Source organism: Micromonospora sp. NBC_01739 (assembly GCF_035920385.1).
GTDB lineage: Bacteria > Actinomycetota > Actinomycetes > Mycobacteriales > Micromonosporaceae > Micromonospora.
This window is the reverse complement of record NZ_CP109151.1, coordinates 3316468-3334485: the sequence shown is the minus strand read 5'-3', so window position 1 is coordinate 3334485 and position 18018 is coordinate 3316468. Positions and strand designations below refer to the sequence as shown.

General features: G+C 70.9%; 15 protein-coding genes. 8 read left to right on the top strand and 7 right to left on the bottom strand.

What is annotated here, in order from left to right:
* Positions 1–5 precede the first annotated feature (5 nt).
* Both OIE53_RS14785 and OIE53_RS14780 read right to left on the bottom strand, forming a co-directional pair.
* Positions 6–869, bottom strand: coding sequence for a glutamate ABC transporter substrate-binding protein (locus tag OIE53_RS14785; RefSeq protein ID WP_327022136.1), 864 nt, complete (start codon positions 867–869; stop codon positions 6–8).
* A 59-nt stretch (positions 870–928) separates the two neighbouring features.
* Entirely contained in the window at positions 929–1684 is a 756-nt protein-coding gene (locus tag OIE53_RS14780; RefSeq protein ID WP_327022135.1) for an amino acid ABC transporter ATP-binding protein, read from the bottom strand.
* Positions 1685–1866: 182 nt separating this feature from the next.
* Here OIE53_RS14780 and selD point away from each other — a divergent pair, with 182 nt between their 5' ends.
* Both selD and OIE53_RS14770 read left to right on the top strand, forming a co-directional pair.
* Positions 1867–2856, top strand: a complete 990-nt coding sequence (gene selD, locus OIE53_RS14775) for a selenide, water dikinase SelD (RefSeq protein ID WP_327022134.1) — start codon at positions 1867–1869, stop codon at positions 2854–2856.
* Between the two features lie 213 nt (positions 2857–3069).
* Entirely contained in the window at positions 3070–3549 is a 480-nt protein-coding gene (locus OIE53_RS14770; RefSeq protein WP_327022133.1) for a hypothetical protein, read from the top strand.
* A 90-nt stretch (positions 3550–3639) separates the two neighbouring features.
* On the opposite strand, the gene OIE53_RS14765 is transcribed toward OIE53_RS14770, so the two are convergent.
* On the bottom strand, positions 3640–3849 hold the full coding sequence (locus tag OIE53_RS14765; RefSeq protein WP_327022132.1) for a DUF2277 family protein: 210 nt from the start codon (positions 3847–3849) through the stop codon (positions 3640–3642).
* Between the two features lie 52 nt (positions 3850–3901).
* On the opposite strand from OIE53_RS14765, the gene miaB reads away from it, so the two are divergent.
* Entirely contained in the window at positions 3902–5404 is a 1503-nt protein-coding gene (gene miaB, locus OIE53_RS14760; protein WP_327022131.1) for a tRNA (N6-isopentenyl adenosine(37)-C2)-methylthiotransferase MiaB, read from the top strand.
* Positions 5405–5448: 44 nt separating this feature from the next.
* Here the strand turns inward: miaB and OIE53_RS14755 are convergent, their stop codons facing one another.
* Together OIE53_RS14755 and OIE53_RS14750 are read right to left on the bottom strand one after the other, a co-directional pair.
* Positions 5449–6885 carry a pectate lyase family protein gene (locus tag OIE53_RS14755; RefSeq protein ID WP_393337079.1) on the bottom strand — a complete coding sequence of 479 codons (1437 nt, stop codon included), beginning with the start codon at positions 6883–6885 and terminating at the stop codon, positions 5449–5451.
* Positions 6886–7323: 438 nt separating this feature from the next.
* Positions 7324–8532, bottom strand: coding sequence for a DUF349 domain-containing protein (locus OIE53_RS14750; protein WP_327022130.1), 1209 nt, complete (start codon positions 8530–8532; stop codon positions 7324–7326).
* Between the two features lie 299 nt (positions 8533–8831).
* On the opposite strand from OIE53_RS14750, the gene OIE53_RS14745 reads away from it, so the two are divergent.
* From OIE53_RS14745 to dapF, 3 genes are read left to right on the top strand one after another with little or no spacing between them, the layout of a single operon-like run.
* Complete coding sequence (locus OIE53_RS14745; RefSeq protein WP_327022129.1) at positions 8832–9554, top strand: hypothetical protein; 723 nt, start codon at positions 8832–8834, stop codon at positions 9552–9554.
* A complete protein-coding gene (miaA, locus tag OIE53_RS14740) occupies positions 9551–10465 on the top strand; it encodes a tRNA (adenosine(37)-N6)-dimethylallyltransferase MiaA (RefSeq protein WP_327022128.1) in 915 nt (304 codons plus the stop codon). The genes OIE53_RS14745 and miaA overlap by 4 nt, the downstream gene beginning before the upstream one ends.
* Positions 10466–10472: 7 nt before the next feature.
* Positions 10473–11312: a diaminopimelate epimerase gene (gene dapF / locus OIE53_RS14735; protein WP_327022127.1), complete on the top strand. Its 840-nt coding sequence runs from the start codon at positions 10473–10475 to the stop codon at positions 11310–11312.
* Between the two features lie 317 nt (positions 11313–11629).
* Here dapF and OIE53_RS14730 read toward each other — a convergent pair whose 3' ends face one another.
* The gene (locus OIE53_RS14730; RefSeq protein WP_327022126.1) at positions 11630–13102 is read right to left on the bottom strand and encodes an NAD-dependent malic enzyme; all 1473 of its coding nucleotides are present in this window, start codon (positions 13100–13102) and stop codon (positions 11630–11632) included.
* Between the two features lie 174 nt (positions 13103–13276).
* On the opposite strand from OIE53_RS14730, the gene hflX reads away from it, so the two are divergent.
* Together hflX and OIE53_RS14720 are read left to right on the top strand one after the other, a co-directional pair.
* Entirely contained in the window at positions 13277–14719 is a 1443-nt protein-coding gene (gene hflX, locus OIE53_RS14725) for a GTPase HflX (RefSeq protein WP_327022125.1), read from the top strand.
* Positions 14720–14770: 51 nt separating this feature from the next.
* Entirely contained in the window at positions 14771–16633 is a 1863-nt protein-coding gene (locus OIE53_RS14720) for a hypothetical protein (RefSeq protein WP_327022124.1), read from the top strand.
* Positions 16634–16807: 174 nt separating this feature from the next.
* Here the strand turns inward: OIE53_RS14720 and lexA are convergent, their stop codons facing one another.
* Complete coding sequence (gene lexA, locus OIE53_RS14715) at positions 16808–17590, bottom strand: transcriptional repressor LexA (protein WP_327022123.1); 783 nt, start codon at positions 17588–17590, stop codon at positions 16808–16810.
* Positions 17591–18018 lie beyond the last annotated feature (428 nt).

Here is an 18018-nt window from a genome sequence, read left to right as displayed (position 1 = left end):
ACCGGTCATGCGCCGCAGTGGGTCAGCTTGGTGGTGTCCAGCTCGGGCGCGGGGGTGCCGCTCTTGCCCAGGGTGGTGTCCCAGGCGGCCTTGTAGCTACCGTCGGCGGCGGCAGCCTTGAGGATCTCGTTGATCTTCTCGCAGCCGGTGGTGTCGTCCTTCTTCAGGCCGATGCCGTACGGCTCGTCGGAGAAGGTGCTGCCGACGACCTTGAACTTGCCGGCGTACTGGTCCTGCGCGGCGTAGCCGGCGAGGATGATGTCGTCGGTGGTCACGGCGTCAACCTGGCCACCGTCGAGCAGCGGCAGGCACTTGGAGTACGAGTCGAACTGCTGCAGCCGAGCGTCCGGGTAGTTCTCCTGGATCCGCTTGGCCGGGGTCGAGCCGCTGACCGAGCAGACCGTCTTGCCGGCCAGCTGGTCCGGGCCGGTCAGGGTGGAGTCGGACTTGACCAGCAGGTCCTGGCCGGCGATGTAGTACGGGCCAGCGAAGTTGATCTTCTGCTTGCGCTCGTCGTTGATGGTGTAGGTCGCCACCACCAGGTCGACGGTGCCCTGCTCGATGAAGGGCTCACGGTTGGCCGACACGGTGGTCTTCCACTCGATGTTGCCCGCGTCGACGCCGAGGCCCTTCGCGATGATCTTGCCGATCTCGATGTCGAAGCCCTCGTACTGGCTGCCGGTCTGAAGACCCAGGCCGGGCTGGTCGGCCTTGACGCCGATGACCAGCTTCTTCTGGCTCTCGGCCTTGCCGACGATGCCGGTGGCGCCGGTGCTGCTGCCGCCCTCGTCGCTGTCGCCGCCACAGGCGGCCATGGTGACCGCGAGACCGGCAGCGGCGGCGACGGCCGCCATGCGCTTCATTCGCATAGGTGTTTCTCCTTCTGGAATGGGAGCCTGCCGGGTCACGGCACACTCCGCTAAGGGGTTTAGTGCGTGAGGATTTTGGAGAGGAAGTCCTTGGCGCGCTCGCTACGCGGGTTGGCGAAGAACTCCGCCGGAGTAGCGTCCTCCACGAGTTTGCCGTCGGCCATGAAGATGACCCGGTTGGCGGCGTGCCGCGCGAAGCCCATCTCGTGGGTGACCACGACCATGGTCATGCCTTCGCGGGCCAGCGAGGTCATGACGTCCAGCACCTCGCCGACCATCTCCGGGTCCAAGGCGCTCGTGGGCTCGTCGAAGAGCATCGCCTTGGGCTGCATGGCCAGCGCCCGCGCGATCGCGGCCCGCTGCTGCTGCCCGCCGGAGAGCTGGGCCGGGAACTTGTCGGCCTGGTTGGCGATGCCCACCCGGTCGAGTAGGGCCAGGCCCCGCTCGCGTACCGCGGCGGGCTTCTCCTTGCGCACCTTGATCGGGCCCAGAGTGACGTTCTCCAGGATCGTCTTGTGCGCGAAGAGGTTGAACGACTGGAACACCATGCCGACCTCGCTGCGCAGCTTGGCCAGTGCCTTGCCCTCCGCCGGCAGTTCCTGCCCGTCGAAGGTGATGGTGCCGGAATTGATCGGCTCAAGTCGGTTGATCGTGCGGCACAGGGTCGACTTGCCGGAGCCGGACGGGCCGATGACCACGACCACTTCGCCCCGACCCACCGACAGCGAGACATCGTTCAGCACGTGCAGCGGCCCAAACCACTTGTTGACCGAATCCAGCACGATGAGCGGTTCGCCCGTCGTCACGTCGTCCACCGTCCCCCTCGTTGCTTTCGGGGTCGGTCGACCCCCGGATGACGGCCACTGTAGGCGGGCTGACGTGGCTGAACACAACTCAGATGGTCACGAGGCGGTAACACCCTGGCGGATCGCGTCCCAGCGTCCGAAATTGCCCGCTCCTGGTGGCGATTTCGGGCGGTGATGTAGATCATGGGAGGGTGGCAGAGCAGGTGCGATTGACCAGGTACGCCCGGGGTGGCGGATGCGCGTGCAAGATTCCGCCGGGTGAGTTGGAGGCGATGGTGGCCGGGCTGGGCCCGGCCGTCAGCTCGCCGGATCTGTTGGTCGGACTGGACCATGGCGACGACGCCGCCGTGGTCCGGTTGGACCCGCACACCGGGGTGGTGAGCACCGCGGACTTCTTCACCCCGGTCGTCGACGACGCCTACGACTGGGGCCGGATCGCCGCGACCAACGCCCTGTCGGACGTGTACGCGATGGGCGGCCGCCCTCTGGTCGCCCTCAACCTGCTCTGCTGGCCCCGGGAGGTGCTCCCCCTAGAGTTGGCCCGGGAGGTGCTGCGTGGCGGCCGTGACGTCGCCCGGGAGGCCGGCTGTCACCTGGCCGGCGGGCACAGCGTCGACGACGACGGCCCGAAGTACGGCCTGGCGGTCACCGGGCTGGTCCGCCCCGAGGAACTGATCACCCTGGACGCGGGGCGGGCCGGACTGCCGCTGTCGCTGACCAAGCCGCTCGGTGTGGGGGTGCTCAACACCCGGCACAAGAACACCGGGGAGACCTTCCCCGAGGCGGTCGCGGCGATGACCACCCTCAACCGGGAGGCGGCCCAGGCGGCGGTGGCGGCCGGGGTGCGGTGCGGCACGGACGTGACCGGATTCGGCCTGCTCGGCCACGCCTCCAAGCTGGCCCGGGCCAGCGAGCTGACGGTGGCCATCGACATCGACCGGGTGCCGTACCTGGCCGGTGCCCGGGAGGCGGCCCGGGAGGGGTACGTCAGCGGTGGCTCGCGCCGGAACCTGGAGTGGGTCACTCCCTGGACCGACCTGGCGGCGGCGGGGGAGATCGACCGGTTGCTGCTGGCCGACGCGCAGACCTCCGGCGGCCTGCTGGTGGCCGGGGAGATTCCGGGCGCACCCGTGATCGGTGAGCTGCTACCGCGCGGCGAGCACCTGGTCGTACTGCGCTGAGGTGGTGCGGGCTGCGGCGTGCCGTGCTTACCCCCGCGCGCGATACCCGATAATCTGTCACCTTCCCGATACTCACAGCGAGGTGCCTCGGGGAAAATTGCCCAGAATGGTCACAGACCGGTAACTTGCCCCCGCCTGAGGGCAAATGCCCCCCACCATCGTGGGTAGGGCCCGCTCCCGAGGCCCCTGGGACGAGCACAGCGAGGAGGCGGCATGACCGAGCTGTGGAACTGGAGAATCGACCAGGTACGACCGGTGGAGGTCTACCCGGCACTGGCCGATGCGCTCGGTCGGGTGGTGATGCCCCTGGCCGTCGCCGACCCGGCGCGACTGCCGACGTACGCGGTGGTCTGCGACGTGTGGCAGGCGCCCGGGGAGTTCGCCACGATCGTGGACTGTTACGGGGTCCCGGACGGGCTGCCCGAGCTGCCCAGCATCGCGGCACTGGCCCGGCTGCTGGACCGCAACTGCCTGCTGCGGGACGACACCCTGGACGAGACCCGGCACCTGCTGGTCGCACCGGACGGCAGCATCCGCCCGGTGCACTTCGACGTGCGGGAGACCGACGAGGGCGAGGTGCTCAGCGACCGGCGGCTGTGCACCGAGGCCGACCCCCGGTGCCGGGGCTGGTCGCGCTGCCACCGGTCGCGCTGGGCCCCGGACTCGGTGAACCCCGCCCTGGCCGCCGCCTGAGCCTCACCCAGGCCGCCTGAGCACCACCCAGCCGGTGAGCGCCAACCCTGAGCGCACCCGGCCGGCTGAGCGGCGACAAGGGGCCGTCGCTCACCGGCCGCGGACGACGAGGTCGTCCAGGAGGGTGCGGGTGGCGGCCGCCACGGCGGTCACCGCGGCGTCGAAGGCGGCGGCGTTGTGCCCCGCCGGGGCGCGGAAACCGGAGATCTTCCGGACGTACTGCAACGCCGCGGCCTGCACGTCCGCGTCGGTGACCTCCGGGGTGTACGGCTCACGCAGGGTTTTGATGCTTCGGCACACGGCTCCTCCTAGTTCCGTCCGACCACAGGGTGCCGGATACGCTGTGCATGTCATGACTACCGCAGCGGCGGGCAGCCCGCGCACCTACCAGGTACGCACCTACGGCTGCCAGATGAACGTGCACGACTCCGAGCGCATCTCCGGCCTGCTGGAGCAGGCGGGTTACATCCGCGCGGGCGAGGCCGAGGACTCCCCGGACGTGGTGGTGTTCAACACCTGCGCGGTCCGGGAGAACGCCGACAACCGCCTGTACGGCAACCTCGGTCATCTGCGTCCGGTCAAGGACCGGCATCCGGGGATGCAGATCGCGGTCGGTGGCTGCCTGGCCCAGAAGGACCGGGGTGACATCGTCCGCAAGGCGCCCTGGGTCGATGTGGTCTTCGGCACCCACAACATCGGGTCGCTGCCGGTGCTGCTGGAGCGGGCCCGGCACAACGCCGCCGCCGAGGTGGAGATCCTCGAATCCCTCGACGTCTTCCCGAGCACCCTGCCGACCCGGCGGGAGTCGACATACGCCGGCTGGGTGTCGATCTCGGTGGGCTGCAACAACACCTGCACGTTCTGCATCGTGCCGTCTTTGCGGGGCAAGGAGAAGGACCGACGCCCCGGCGACATCCTCAGCGAGGTACGCGCCCTGGTCGACGAGGGTGTGCTGGAGGTGACCCTGCTGGGGCAGAACGTCAACTCCTACGGGGTGGAGTTCGGCGACCGGTACGCCTTCGGCAAGCTGCTGCGGGCCTGCGGGGAGATCGACGGGCTGGAGCGGGTCCGGTTCACCAGCCCGCATCCGAAGGACTTCACGGACGACGTGATCGCCGCGATGGCGGAGACCCCGAACGTCTGCCACTCGCTGCACATGCCGTTGCAGTCCGGATCGGACGACGTGCTGCGGGCGATGCGCCGGTCCTACCGGGCCGAGCGGTACCTCGGCATCATCGACAAGGTCCGGGCGGCGATGCCGGACGCGGCCATCACCACCGACATCATCGTCGGGTTCCCCGGCGAGACCGAGGCGGACTTCGAGCGCACCCTGGAGGTGGTCCGGGCGGCCCGGTTCTCCTCCGCCTTCACCTTCCAGTACTCCAAGCGCCCCGGCACCCCGGCCGCCACCATGGACGGTCAACTGCCCAAGCAGGTCGTGCAGGAGCGCTACGAGCGGCTGATCGCCTGCGTCGAGGAGATCACCTGGGCGGAGAACAAGAAGCTGGTCGGCGAGCCGGTGGAGGTCCTGGTGGCCGTCGGGGAGGGCCGCAAGGACGAGCGCACCGGCCGGCTGTCCGGGCGGGCCCGCGACGGGCGTCTGGTGCACTTCGACGCCGGGTCGTACGCCGGGGCGATCCGCCCGGGGGACATCGTGCACACCGTGGTCACCTACGCCGCACCGCATCACCTCAACGCCGACGGGGAGCCGCTGTCGCATCGGCGGACCCGGGCCGGCGACGCGGCCGAGGCGGGGCGTGCGACGCGTACCCCCGGGGTGTTGCTCGGTCTGCCCACCATCGGTGCCCCGGCCCCAGCGCCCGCGCCGACGACCGGCTGCGCCGTCTCACACTGAACCGGTCGGGGCCCGGTGGAAACCGGACCCCGACCGTCGTACGGTCAGACCGAGATCCGACCGGCGCCCGCGCCGCCGGTCACGATCGACTTCACGCTGCTGGCACTGTCCAGGCTGTAGCCGTACGGGATGCCGGCCACGCTGCCGCCGGACTGCCCGCCGCCGGAGTTGACGAAGTGGTTGTTGCGGGCCACCAGGGAACCCGGACCGGAGTCGCCCTCACCCCGGTGGAACGGGTCCGGGGTGTTCTCGAAGTAGTTCCCCTCGACCAGCACCCCGGCGTTCATCGTGGACGCCACGCCGTAGCCGCGTACGTTGCTGTAGAAGTTGTTGTAGACGTGCACCGGGTTGCCGAAGCGGACCCGCGGGTTGCGCTGGTTGCTGCCGTCGAACCAGTTGTGGTGGTAGGTGACCCGTAGCTTGCCGGTGTCCTGGCTGCCGTTGCTGTCGCTGTGCCCGAGCAGCATCGCCTTGTCGTGGCTGAAGATCCGGTTCCAGGACACGGTGATGAAGTCCGACCCCCGCTTGATGTCGACCGCACCGTCGTAGCCGCTGCTGAAGGTGTTGTGGTCGACCCAGATGTTGGTGGCCGACTGCTCGATGTTGATCGCGTCGTCGCCCCAGTTCCGGAAGGTCAGGTTCCGGATGATCACGTTGCGGTCGCCGTTGATGGTGAAGCCGCAGCCGACGATCGTGGCACCCGCGTTGCCGAGGATGGTCTTGTTGGACCGTACCCGCAGCATCCCCGAGCAGTTGATGGTGCCGGAGACCCGGATCACCGCCGCGCTGCTGGAGTTCAACGCGCTGGTCAGCGCCGAGGCGCTGGTGACCGTGGTGGTGCCGGCGCTGCCGCCGCCGGTGGTACCGCCGTTCTGGGTGGCCCAGCCGACCAGCCCGGTCTGCGGGGCGGGGTTGGGCGGGGGAGTGGTGCCGCCACCACCCAGCCGGATCAGCTGCCAGCGCTGGTTCGCGCCGTCGAGATCCGCGTACTGCGAGACCATCCCGCCGTCAGCGGTGGACCACTGCCACACCTCCAGGGCCTTGCTGCTGTGCCGGTTGATGAACCGGACGTCGCCGTTGGCGGAGTCCGCGAGCCGCCAGTGCTGCTTGGTGTCGCTGCTCGCGGTGACCTGGGTGACCTGCACGCCGTCGTTGGAGTTCGGGACGGCGACGACCTTGCCGGAGTGCCGGTTGCGCAGCTGGTAGTAGCCGTTGCCCACGTCGACGAACTGGAACTGCTGATTGTTGCCGTCGGCACGGGTGAACTGCCGGATCTCCCCGCCGTCGGCGGTGGACCAGTTCCACAGATCCATCGCCTTGCCGCTGTTGCGGTTGACGAACACGTATTGCGCGCTGGTGTCCACGGTGGCCGCCGAAGCGGGGGTCACCGCCACCGCCACCACCGCCGCGGGCAGTACGACCGCCGTCGCGGCCATGACCGCCAGTCGCCGGGTCAGGCGACGTGTGACGAGTGCAAGCACGGTCAATCTCCTCATCCTCTGGGTACGCGGAACGGGTCGGACGACGCGCGTCAGGGCGGCACAGACCAGTCGCCGGCACCGGCGGCGCAGGGCCCGTGACGCGGGTGGCCGCAACGACCATGGATGGTGGTGGAGCGTCGCGGCGTACGCCTGGAGGCGTCATCGGCGTGTGGTCGGCAGGGGTACGCCCCGACATCGGAGGCTGCCGTGCCCAGCGGCAGCGATGCCGGTGGCGGTCGCAGAGTTGCGCCCTGCCGTCGGAGGAACTGGTCGGAAACGGCTCCCATGCCCAGCCCGAAAGGGCAACCGCTTTCCTCAGATAATCACAGATCGACGTCGATGTAAATGTCGAACGTTAACATCGCCGTGACCAGGGGCGCGACAACCGAAAAAGCCCCCGGTTCCAGGCGGAACCGGGGGCTTTTCGCAAGCGGTGACTCAGCCGGCCTGCTCCGCCAGGGCGAGGAACTGGCGCTTGGAGGCGAGGGCCTGCTCCGCCTCCTTGATCCGGCGGGCGTCCCCGGCGGCCTGAGCCCGGCTCAGCCGCTCCTCGGCCTCGGCGACCTGGGCCCGCATCTGGGCCAGCAGGGGGTTGTCCTCCCGGCTGGTCCGACGCCACGCCGAGTCCATCACCTCGCGGACCTTCTCGTCGATCGCACGCAGCCGGCGCTCCAGCCCGGCAGCCGCCTCCCGCGGTACCCGTCCGGCCTCGTGCCACTGCGCCTGGATCTCGCGCAGCTTGGCCTGAGCACCCTTCGGGTCACCCTCGATGTCGAGGGCCTCTGCCTCGGCCAGCAGCGCCTGCTTGCGTTCCAGGTTGGCGCGCTGCTCGTTGTCCCGCGCCGAGAAGACCTCACTGCGCCGGGTGAAGAAGGCGTCCTGGGCGGCCCGGAACCTCTCCCACAGCCGCTGCTCGGCCTCCTTGGAGGCACGCGGCGCGGCCTTCCACTGGTTCATCAGCTCCTTGAGCTGGTTGGCGGCCGAGGCCCACTCGGTCGAGTCCTTGACCTTCTCGGCCTCGGCGACCAGCTCCTCCTTGACCGTCTGCGCCTGCTTGCGCTGCTGGTCCAGGGAGGCGAAGTGCGCACCCCGACGACGGGTGAACCCGTCCCGGGCGGCAGCGAACCGCTTCCAGAGTTCACCGTCGGTCTTCTTGTCGACCCCCCGAATGGTCTTCCACTCGTCGAGGATCTCCTTGAGCCGGTCACCGGCGGTCTTCCAACCGGTCGACTCGGCGGCCAGCTTCTCCGCCTCCTCCACCAGCGCGGTCTTGCGGGCCAGGGCCTCGCTGCGGGCCGCCTCCTTGGCGGCCTTGGCCTCGCCGGCCTTCTCCTCGGCCACCGTGGCGAGCCGGTCCAACCGCGCGGCCAGCGCGTCGATGTCACCGACCACGTGCGCCTCGGCGAGCGAGGCGCGAATCCGTCGTACGGTGGCCAGGGAGTGGTTCGCGTCCGCAGCGCCGGAGTTGAGCCGTGCCTCGGTCAGGTTCACCTCGGTCACCAGGTCGGCGAAGCGGCGGGCGAAGTGTGCCAGCCCCTCCTCCGGTGCTCCCGCCTGCCAGGATCCGACCACCCGCTCGCCCTCGGCGGTCTTGACGTAGACGGTGCCGTCCGCGTCCACCCGTCCGAAGGCAGTCCAGTCGCTCATGTGCCCATCCTCGTTCTCCCGGTGCCCCTGGGGAGAACTCTCTCCCGGGCACCGCCACGGCGCAGCCAAGTTTCTCCGGGCATTGTCACAGGTACGCCCCGGTCCGCGTCGAGCGCCTATCGCCGACCGTGACCATACGGTGTCCTAGGCACTCCGTGGCATCATCCGGACCGGCGTGCCGCACCGCGCCGGTCGGCTGTTGCGGCACCGGCGCCGCACGGAACTGACCTCCCAGCTCAGTGGGTACGGCGGTGACCTGGGGTGCATGGTCGGTCCGGCCGGACCGATACGGTTGCCGGGTGCCACTGGTCGCCGCCGCCGTCTGCCCACACCCGCCGTTGCTGATTCCCGAGGTCGCGGGTGCCGCCGCCGCGGAATTGGACGATCTCCGTCGGGCCTGCCTCGCCGCGGTCACCCGGCTGCTCGACTCCGGCGCCGCCGAGGTGCTGGTCGTCGGTGATGGTCCTTGTGCGCTCCGTCACGATCCGCCCTTTCACGGCTCGCTCGCCTCCTTCGGCCTGCCGGTCGAACCGGCCCTCGGTCGGATGCCCGCCGGTAGCCGTCCCGATCTGCCGCTGAGCCTGACCATCGGCACCTGGCTGCTGGGCCGGGCCCGCCCGGAATCCACCCCTGTGGTGTCGGGCATGTACTCCGTGACGGGAGAGACCGCCCCGGACGCCTGCGCGGAACTCGGCGCCCGCCTCGGTGGTGAAGCGGACTGGGCGCTGCTGGTGATGGGTGACGGGTCGGCCTGCCGGGGTGAGGGAGCGCCCGGCTACGCCGATCCCCGCGCCGAGACGTACGACACCGGGGTCGCCGAGGCCCTGGCCGACGCGGACCTGGCCGCCCTGCTCGACCTGGACCCGGAACTCTCGGCGCAGCTGCGGGTCGCCGGCCGGGCCCCGTGGCAGGTGCTGGCCGGTGCGGCCCGGGGCGCCGGGGGCCGCTGGCGGGGCGAACTGAGCTATCACGCCGCCCCCTACGGAGTGGCCTACTTCGTGGCCAACTGGGAACGGCAGTGAACCCGGGCACGGTGCTCGCCGTGGTCGGACCCACGGCGGCGGGGAAGTCGGCGCTGAGCATCGCCCTGGCCCACGCTCTGGACGGCGAGGTGGTCAACGCGGACTCGATGCAGCTCTACCGGGGGATGGACATCGGCACCGCCAAACTCACCGTCGCCGAGCGGGAGGGGGTACCGCACCACCTGCTGGACATCTGGGAGGTCACCGAGGCGGCCAGTGTCGCCGAGTACCAGGGGCTGGCCCGGGCGGCCGTCGACGACATCCTCACCCGGGGACGGGTGCCCCTGCTGGTCGGCGGTTCCGGGCTGTATGTGCGGGCGGTACTGGAACAGTTCGAGTTCCCCGGCACCGACCCGGTGCTGCGGGCCCGGCTGGAGGAGGAACTGGCCACCGAGGGCCCGGCACCCCTGTACGCGCGGCTGCGGGAGGCCGACCCGGCGGCGGCGGCCGGCATCCTGCCCGGCAACGGCCGGCGGATCGTCCGCGCGCTGGAGGTGATCGAGCTGACCGGGGCTCCGTTCACCGCGGCCCTGCCCGAGCCGACACCGTACTACCCCGCCGTGCAGATCGGCGTCGACCTGGACACCCCCCTGCTCGACGAGCGGATCGCCGTCCGGGTGGACCGGATGTGGGCCGAGGGACTCGTCGCCGAGACCGAAGGGCTGGTCGGGCGGGGCCTGCCCGAGGGGCGTACGGCCAGCCGGGCGCTCGGCTACCAACAGGTGCTGCGGATGCTGGCCGGGGAGCTGACCGAGACCGAGGCCCGCGACGACACCGTACGGGCCACTCGGCGCTTCGTCCGCCGCCAGCGTTCCTGGTTCCGGCGCGACCCCCGGGTGCGGTGGCTGGACTCGGCCGCGCCCACCCTGGTCGAGGATGCCCTGCGGATCGTCGGTGACGCTGCGCGATGATGGAGGGGTGAACTTCACCAAGGGGCATGGCACCGGAAACGACTTCGTGATCCTGCCCGACCCGGACGGTGCGCTGGACCTGACCCCCGACCTGGTGGCCGCGATCTGCGACCGGCGACGGGGGATCGGCGGCGACGGCGTGCTGCGCGTGGTCCGGGCCGCCAAGCACCCCGACGGGGCGGGCCTGGCCGGTGACGCCGAGTGGTTCATGGACTACTGGAACTCCGACGGCTCCTTCGCGGAGATGTGCGGCAACGGCGCCCGGGTCTTCGTCCGCTTCCTACTCGAAACCGGACTGGCCACCCCGGTCGACGGTGTCCTGCCGGTGGCCACCCGGGCCGGGCTGGTGCGGGCCCGTCTCGACGGCGCGGACATCGCCGTCGAGATGCGCCGCCCTGACCTGTACGCGACCTCGACGGCCGCCCTGGGCGGACTGGCCCTCAGCGGCACGGCGGTGGACGTCGGCAACCCCCACCTGGTCTGCCCACTGCCGGCCGGCCTCGACCTGGCCGGTCTCGACCTGACCCGGGCTCCCGGCTACGACCCGGCGATCTTCCCGCGCGGGGTGAACGTGGAGTTCACCGCCGCCGGGGAGCCGCTCGACGGGGTCGACGGGCACGTGCTGATGCGGGTCTACGAGCGCGGCTCCGCCGAGACCCTGTCCTGCGGCACCGGCGCCTGCGCCGTCGCCGCAGTCGCCCTGCGCGACCTGGCCCGGGAGACCGGCACGGTGGCTGTCGACCTCCCCGGCGGCCGACTCACCGTCACCCTGACCCCGGACTCCTGCTGGCTCTCCGGCCCCGCCCTCCTCATCGCCACCGGCACCCTCACCCACCCCACCCTCTAGCCCCACCCCCGAGCGCCCCGCCTCGCCGATCTTGCACTTTTTGTCGCTGAAGTGCCCCTTTATGTCGCATCTGTCCCGACCGAAAGTGCATGATCGACGCGCTGGGCTGCGCGGGCCGCGCCGCACTGGGCTGCCATGCGACGCGCCGGGGTGCGAAACGCGCGCCTGGGCCGCGTAGGGCGCGGGTGTGGGGATGAGGGTGGGCGGTCGAGGCGTGGGGCGGACTCAGGCTGCACGAGGAGGGGGAGCGAAACGCGTCGCCCGCGCGCCTGGCTGGGCGCGCGGGCGATTGAGGTGCGCGGGGGCTGTTCCGCCCGTCAGGGGGTGGCGGAGGCGTTGGCGGCGATCTCGGGGAGGTCGGCGGGACCGGGGTCGGCGGCCGGCGGGGGAGTGCTGGCGGGGTTCTGGGCGGCGGCGCGGACGGCGGCGGCCACCGCCGGGGCGACCCGGGAGTCGAAGACGCTCGGCACGATGACGGTGGCGTTGATCTTCTCCTCGCCGACGACGTCGGCGATGGCCTGGGCGGCGGCGAGCGCCATCTCCTCGGTGAACTCCTCGGCGTGCGCGTCGAGCATGCCGCGGAAGACGCCGGGGAAGGCGAGCACGTTGTTGATCTGGTTCGGCTGGTCGGAGCGGCCGGTGGCGACCACGGCGGCGTGCTTGCGCGCCTCCCGCGGGTCGACCTCCGGGTCCGGGTTGGCCAGCGCGAAGACGATCGAGTCCTTGGCCATCCGGGCGATGTCGTCGCCGGTGAGCAGGTTCGGGGCGCTCACCCCGATGAAGACGTCCGCACCCTCCAGCGCCCCGGGCAGGTCACCCGAGTAGCCGTCCCGGTTGGTGTTCTCGGCCAGCCACTGCCAGGCCGGGTTGAGGTCGGGCTGACCGCGGTGCAGGGCTCCCTGGCGGTCGTACGCGATGATGTCGCCGACCCCCTGGCGCAGCAGCAGCTTCATGATCGCGGTGCCGGCCGCGCCGGCCCCGGAGACGACCACCCGTACGTCCGCCAGCCGCTTGCCGACCACCCGCAGCGCGTTGGTCAGCGCGGCCAGCACGCAGATCGCGGTGCCGTGCTGGTCGTCGTGGAAGACCGGGATGTCCAGCGCCTCACGCAGCCGGGCCTCGATCTCGAAGCACCGCGGCGCCGCGATGTCCTCCAGGTTGATCCCGCCGTACGCGGGCGCGATCGCCTTGACGATGGCGACGATCTCGTCGGTGTCCTGGGTGTCGAGCACCACCGGCCAGGCGTCCACCCCGCCGAAGCGCTTGAACAGGGCCGCCTTGCCCTCCATCACCGGCAGGGAGGCCGCCGGGCCGAGGTTGCCCAGCCCCAGTACGGCCGAGCCGTCGCTGACCACGGCCACGGTGTTGCGCTTGATGGTCAGCCGGCGGGCGTCGGCCGGGTTGTCCGCGATCGCCTGGCAGACCCGGGCCACCCCCGGGGTGTACGCCCGGGACAGCTCGTCACGGGTGCGCAGCGCGACCTTCGGGCTCACCTCGATCTTGCCGCCGAGGTGCAGCAGGAAGGTGCGGTCGGAGACCTTGCGCACGTCGACCCCGTCGAGGGTCCGCAGCGCGTCGACCACCTGGTCGGCGTGGCCGGCGTCGGCGGTGTCGCAGGTGAGGTCCACGATCACGTGGTTGGGGTCGGAATCGACCACGTCCAATGCGGTGACGATGGCCCCCGCCTCGCCCACCGAGGTGGTGAGTCGACCGATCGAGGAGGCATCGGCGGGCACGGCGATACGGACCGTGATCGAAAATCCAGCACTGGGCAGTCGGGTGATGGCCACGCAATTCCCTCCGTCGGCGGCGAACGGCTCATGGAATTTCTACCCGTTCTACCTGGGCCTCTGGCAGCCACCCCCAATTGTGCTGCTTTGTGTGCTGGGCATATAGCGGGTGCGACCAGCGTTGCCACATGACAGGATTACTTCGTACAGCAACAGTTCGGACAGGAGAAGCGCTTGCGAGACCAGGAGACCTACGTCCCCAACGACGACATCGAGACAACCACCGGTGAGTACGAACTCTCCGAGCGGCAGGCGTTGCGACGGGTCCCCGGCCTCTCCACCGAGCTGACGGACGTCACCGAGGTCGAATACCGCCAGCTGCGGCTGGAGCGGGTGGTCCTGGTCGGGGTCTGGACCGAGGGCACCCAGGCCGACGCGGAGAACTCCCTGACCGAGTTGGCCGCGCTGGCCGAGACCGCCGGCTCCCAGGTGCTCGAAGGTCTCATCCAGCGACGGACCCGACCGGACCCGGCCACCTACATCGGTCGCGGCAAGGTCGACGACCTGGGTGCCATGGTGCTCGCCGCCGGTGCCGACACGGTGATCTGCGACGGTGAACTGTCCCCGTCCCAGCTGCGCAATCTGGAGCAGCGGACCAAGGTCAAGGTGGTCGACCGTACCGCCCTGATCCTGGACATCTTCGCCCAGCACGCCAAGAGCAAGGAGGGCCGCGCCCAGGTCGAGCTGGCCCAGTTGGAATACCTGCTGCCCCGGCTGCGCGGTTGGGGTGAGACCCTGTCCCGGCAGACCGGTGGTTCCGGTCGCGGTGGGGGCGCCGGCGGCGGCGTGGGTGTGCGTGGTCCGGGTGAGACCAAGCTGGAGACCGACCGGCGACGGATCCGCCACCGCATCGCCCGGCTGCGCCGGGAGATCAAAGCCATGAGCACCGTACGCGAGACCAAGCGCTCGCGTCGCTCCCGCAACGCCGTCCCGGCGGTGGCCATCGCCGGCTACACGAACGCCGGCAAGTCCAGCCTGCTCAACCGGCTCACCGGGGCCGGGGTGCTGGTGGAGGACGCCCTGTTCGCCACCCTGGATCCGACCACCCGCCGCGCCACCACGGCCGAGGGGCGGGTCTACACCCTCTCCGACACGGTCGGGTTCGTCCGGCACCTGCCGCACCAGATCGTCGAGGCCTTCCGCTCGACCCTGGAGGAGGTCGCCGAGGCCGATCTCGTGGTGCACGTGGTCGACGGCACCCATCCCGACCCCCAGGAGCAGGTCCGGGCCGTGCGGGAGGTGCTGAGCGAGGTCGGCGCCGACCGGCTGCCCGAGCTGCTGGTGGTCAACAAGACCGACGCCGCCGACGAGGAGACCCTGCTCCACCTCAAGCGGCTCTGGCCGGACGCGGTGTTCGTCTCCGCGCACAGCGGGCTGGGCATCGAGGAACTGCGCGCGACCATCGAGCAGCGGCTGCCCCGTCCGGCGGTCGACGTGCGAGTGGTGCTGCCGTACGACCGGGGTGACCTGGTGGCCCGGGTCCATCGACAGGGTGAGGTGCTCAGCACCGCCCACCTGGCGGAGGGCACGATGCTGCACGTACGGGTCAACGAGGCCTTGGCGGCCGAACTGGCCCCGTACCACGACACGGCGGAGACGGCCCGTACCGCCGGGTAACGCGGCTGCCGCGTGACCCGGCGGAAACCTCCGGCATGCGACACTTCCATCATGCTCCGCACTGCTTCCCCGGTCACGGTGGCACTCGGCCTGCTCGGGGCCACCGTGACTGTCACCGGTGCCGTCCTGGCGGCACCGGTACCGCAGCCTGCCTCCGCTGCGTCGACCGTCGCGGTGACAGGCCGGGCGGCGGCGCCCAGCACAGTCCTGCCGGCGGCCCTCGGTGCGCCGTTGACCAAGGCGGGCAAGAAGCAGTGCACGGTCACCGATTCGCGCCTGCGGGAGATGTCCGGTCTGGTGGCCACCCGCAACGGGTACATCGTGATCAACGACAGCACCGACCAGGACGACCGCAAGCGGGTCTTCTACCTCAACAAGGACTGCCAGGTCGTTCGCGACGTGGGCTACTCCGGCGCGGGGCCGTTCGACACCGAGGATCTGGCCATCTCGCCGGACAAGAAGAAGCTGTGGATCGCCGACACCGGTGACAACGTCACCAGCCGGCAGCGCCGCGAGCGGGTGGCCGTCTGGAGCATGCCGGTCAACGGCAGCGAGCAGCCCAAGTTGCACCGGCTGGCGTACCCGGACGGCAAGCCCCGCGACGCCGAGGCCCTGCTGATCGGCGACGACAACCTGCCGCTGATCATTACCAAGGTCACCGCCGGCAAGGCCGAGATCTTCACCCCGGACGGGGCCCTGAAGACCGGTGACACCGCGCCGGTGCCGATGAAGAAGCTCGGCGACATCACCCTGCCGAAAACGGACACCGAGAACCCCCTGAGCACCTTCGGGCGGGTCGCGATCACCGGTGCCGCCCGGTCCCCGGACGGTGCCCGGGTGGTGCTGCGCACCTACGCGGACGCCTTCGAGTACGACGTCCAGAACGGCGACCTCGTCGGTGCCCTGACCAACGGCACCCCTCGGGTCACCGCCCTGGCCGACCCCTTCGGCGAGGCGATCTCGTACTCCACCGACGGGAAGACCTTCCTGACCGTCTCCGACGCCGGTCACCTGGACGACGACGAACCGGTCGACATCCTCAGCTACACCCCCTCCACGGAGGGCCCGAAAAACCTGGCCGAGGATCCGGACGCGGCCAAGAAGTCGACCGGCCAGTCCTTCCTGGACGGGTTGACCCTCGACGACATCACGTACCTGATCGCCTCCGTCGGGGTGCTCGGCGCGTTGCTGGTCGGCGCGGGCATCTTCGGCATCCTGCGGGCCCGCAAGCGGCGGCCACCCGCGGGCAAGGGCGGCAACCGCGACGACGACGGCCCGGGACCCACCCGCGGTGGCGACGACGGTACGCCGAAGGACCGCGCCCGCTCCGGTGCGGTGTACGGCGGCGCTGGCGGTGGGGTCTACGGCGGCGGCTCACCTGACGGTGAACGCCCCGGGGCGGCCCGTTCCGGGCCGGTCTACGGGGGGCGTGCCGGCGGCAACGGTGCCCGTCCGGGCGGTGGCGGTGTCTACGGCGGTGGGGGCCGCGCCGGCGAGGCCGGCCCCGGCAGCGGCGGCCGACCCGGCGGTGGCCGCCCGGCCGGCGGCGGTGGCGGCGGGGTGTACGGCGGCGGGGCCCGGTCCGGCGGACCGCCGCCCGCCGGCGGTCGCGCGGAGCCCCCGCGAGGTGGTGCACGGGTCGAACCGCCACGGGGCGGTGGCCGCGCAGAACCCCCACGGGGTGGCGGCCGTGCGGAGCCGCCACGGGGTGATGCGCGTGCCGAGCCACCACGCGGCGGGGGCCCTGCCCAGCCACCGCGCGGTGGAGGACGTGCCGAGCCGCCGCGGCGGGGCGGTGGCCCGGCCGAGAACGACTATCGGGGTCGACGCTCCGGTCGCTACCGCGAAGACAACTCCGAGCCCTACGGCCAACCGCCCGGCGGCAGCTACGGCTACCGGGGCGACCGGTACTGACCCGAAGAGGCCCGGCACCGTTGCGTGCCCAGGGCGATACTGGGCACGGCCAGCGGCGCTTCTCGAGGCCGTCCCGACCTGGCCGCACCGGTAGGGTGCCGGGCGCACCCAGCACCGGTAGGTGCCCAGGTAGTCCTGGGCACCGTCCGTCGAGCTGAGGCTGGTGGGTGCCGGTCAGATCCGGCGCAGCACCGCCACCACCCGGCCCATGATGGTGGCGTCGTCGCCGGGAATGGGGTCGAATGCCGGGTTCTGCGGCATCAGCCAGACGTGACCGTCGCGGCGCCGGTAGGTCTTCACGGTCGCCTCGCCGTCCAGCATGGCGGCGACGATCTCCCCGGAGTCGGCGGTCGGCTGCTGCCGGACCACCACCCAGTCGCCGTCGCAGATGGCCGCGTCGAGCATCGAGTCGCCCTTGACCTGGAGCATGAAGACCTCGCCCTCGCCGACCAGCTCGCGGGGCAGCGGGAAGACCTCCTCCATCGACTGCTCGGCGAGGATCGGCCCACCGGCGGCGATCCGGCCGAGCATCGGCACGTACGCCGGGGTGGGTCGCTGGGAGCGGCTCAACTCGTCGTCGAGGTCGGCGGGCGGGCGGACGTCGACCGCCCGGGGCCGGTTCGGGTCCCGGCGCAGGAAGCCCTTCTTCTCCAGCTCCTTGAGCTGGTAGGCGACGCTGGAGGGGGAGACCAGCCCGACCGCCTCGCCGATCTCACGCACGCTCGGCGGGTAGCCGTGCCGTTCCACCCAGGTACGGATGAAGTCCAGGATGCGCCGCTGCCGGGCGGTGAGGTCCGCGGTGGCCGGGTCCGGGAAGGTGTTGGTCACCGGGGCCACCGGGCGTACCGCGGGCTGTGCCGCCCGGGCCCGGGTGACGCTGCGGCGTCGGGTGGGCGGCGGCCCCGCCTCGCTGCTCTGCTGCGGGCTGTGTGGCCGGTTGGCCCGGTCCTGGGTCACGTCCGTCCTCCCTGGTCGGCGCTGGGTGCCTCGGCGGCTCGTGGTGCGTGCGGTGGTCTGCCGGACAGCAGGTCGACCATGGTCACCTCCGGCTGTTCAGACCGTATAGGTGAGATCAGTCATTTTCAAACATCTGTACGAGGTTTCTCCGCGTGTCGACACGCCTAACGGTGACATTCGTACGCCTGTTCTGATAAATGATACGTCTGGTCGAACGGATGTTCGATCCGCTGCCTTTTTCGGAGATCCGATCCCCTCGGGCGGTAACCGGCGTCACCTCGCCGCGTTGGGCTCTCGGGTTGCGTCGGAGTCGCCGGTCGGGTGGGCTGTCAGGCGACGCGCCGGACACGCCGGTCAACTTGACCGCGGTTCGCCAGCGGCCTAGGTTCAACCCCTAGATGTAGTAGTCACACGGGCGTAACTCGCCT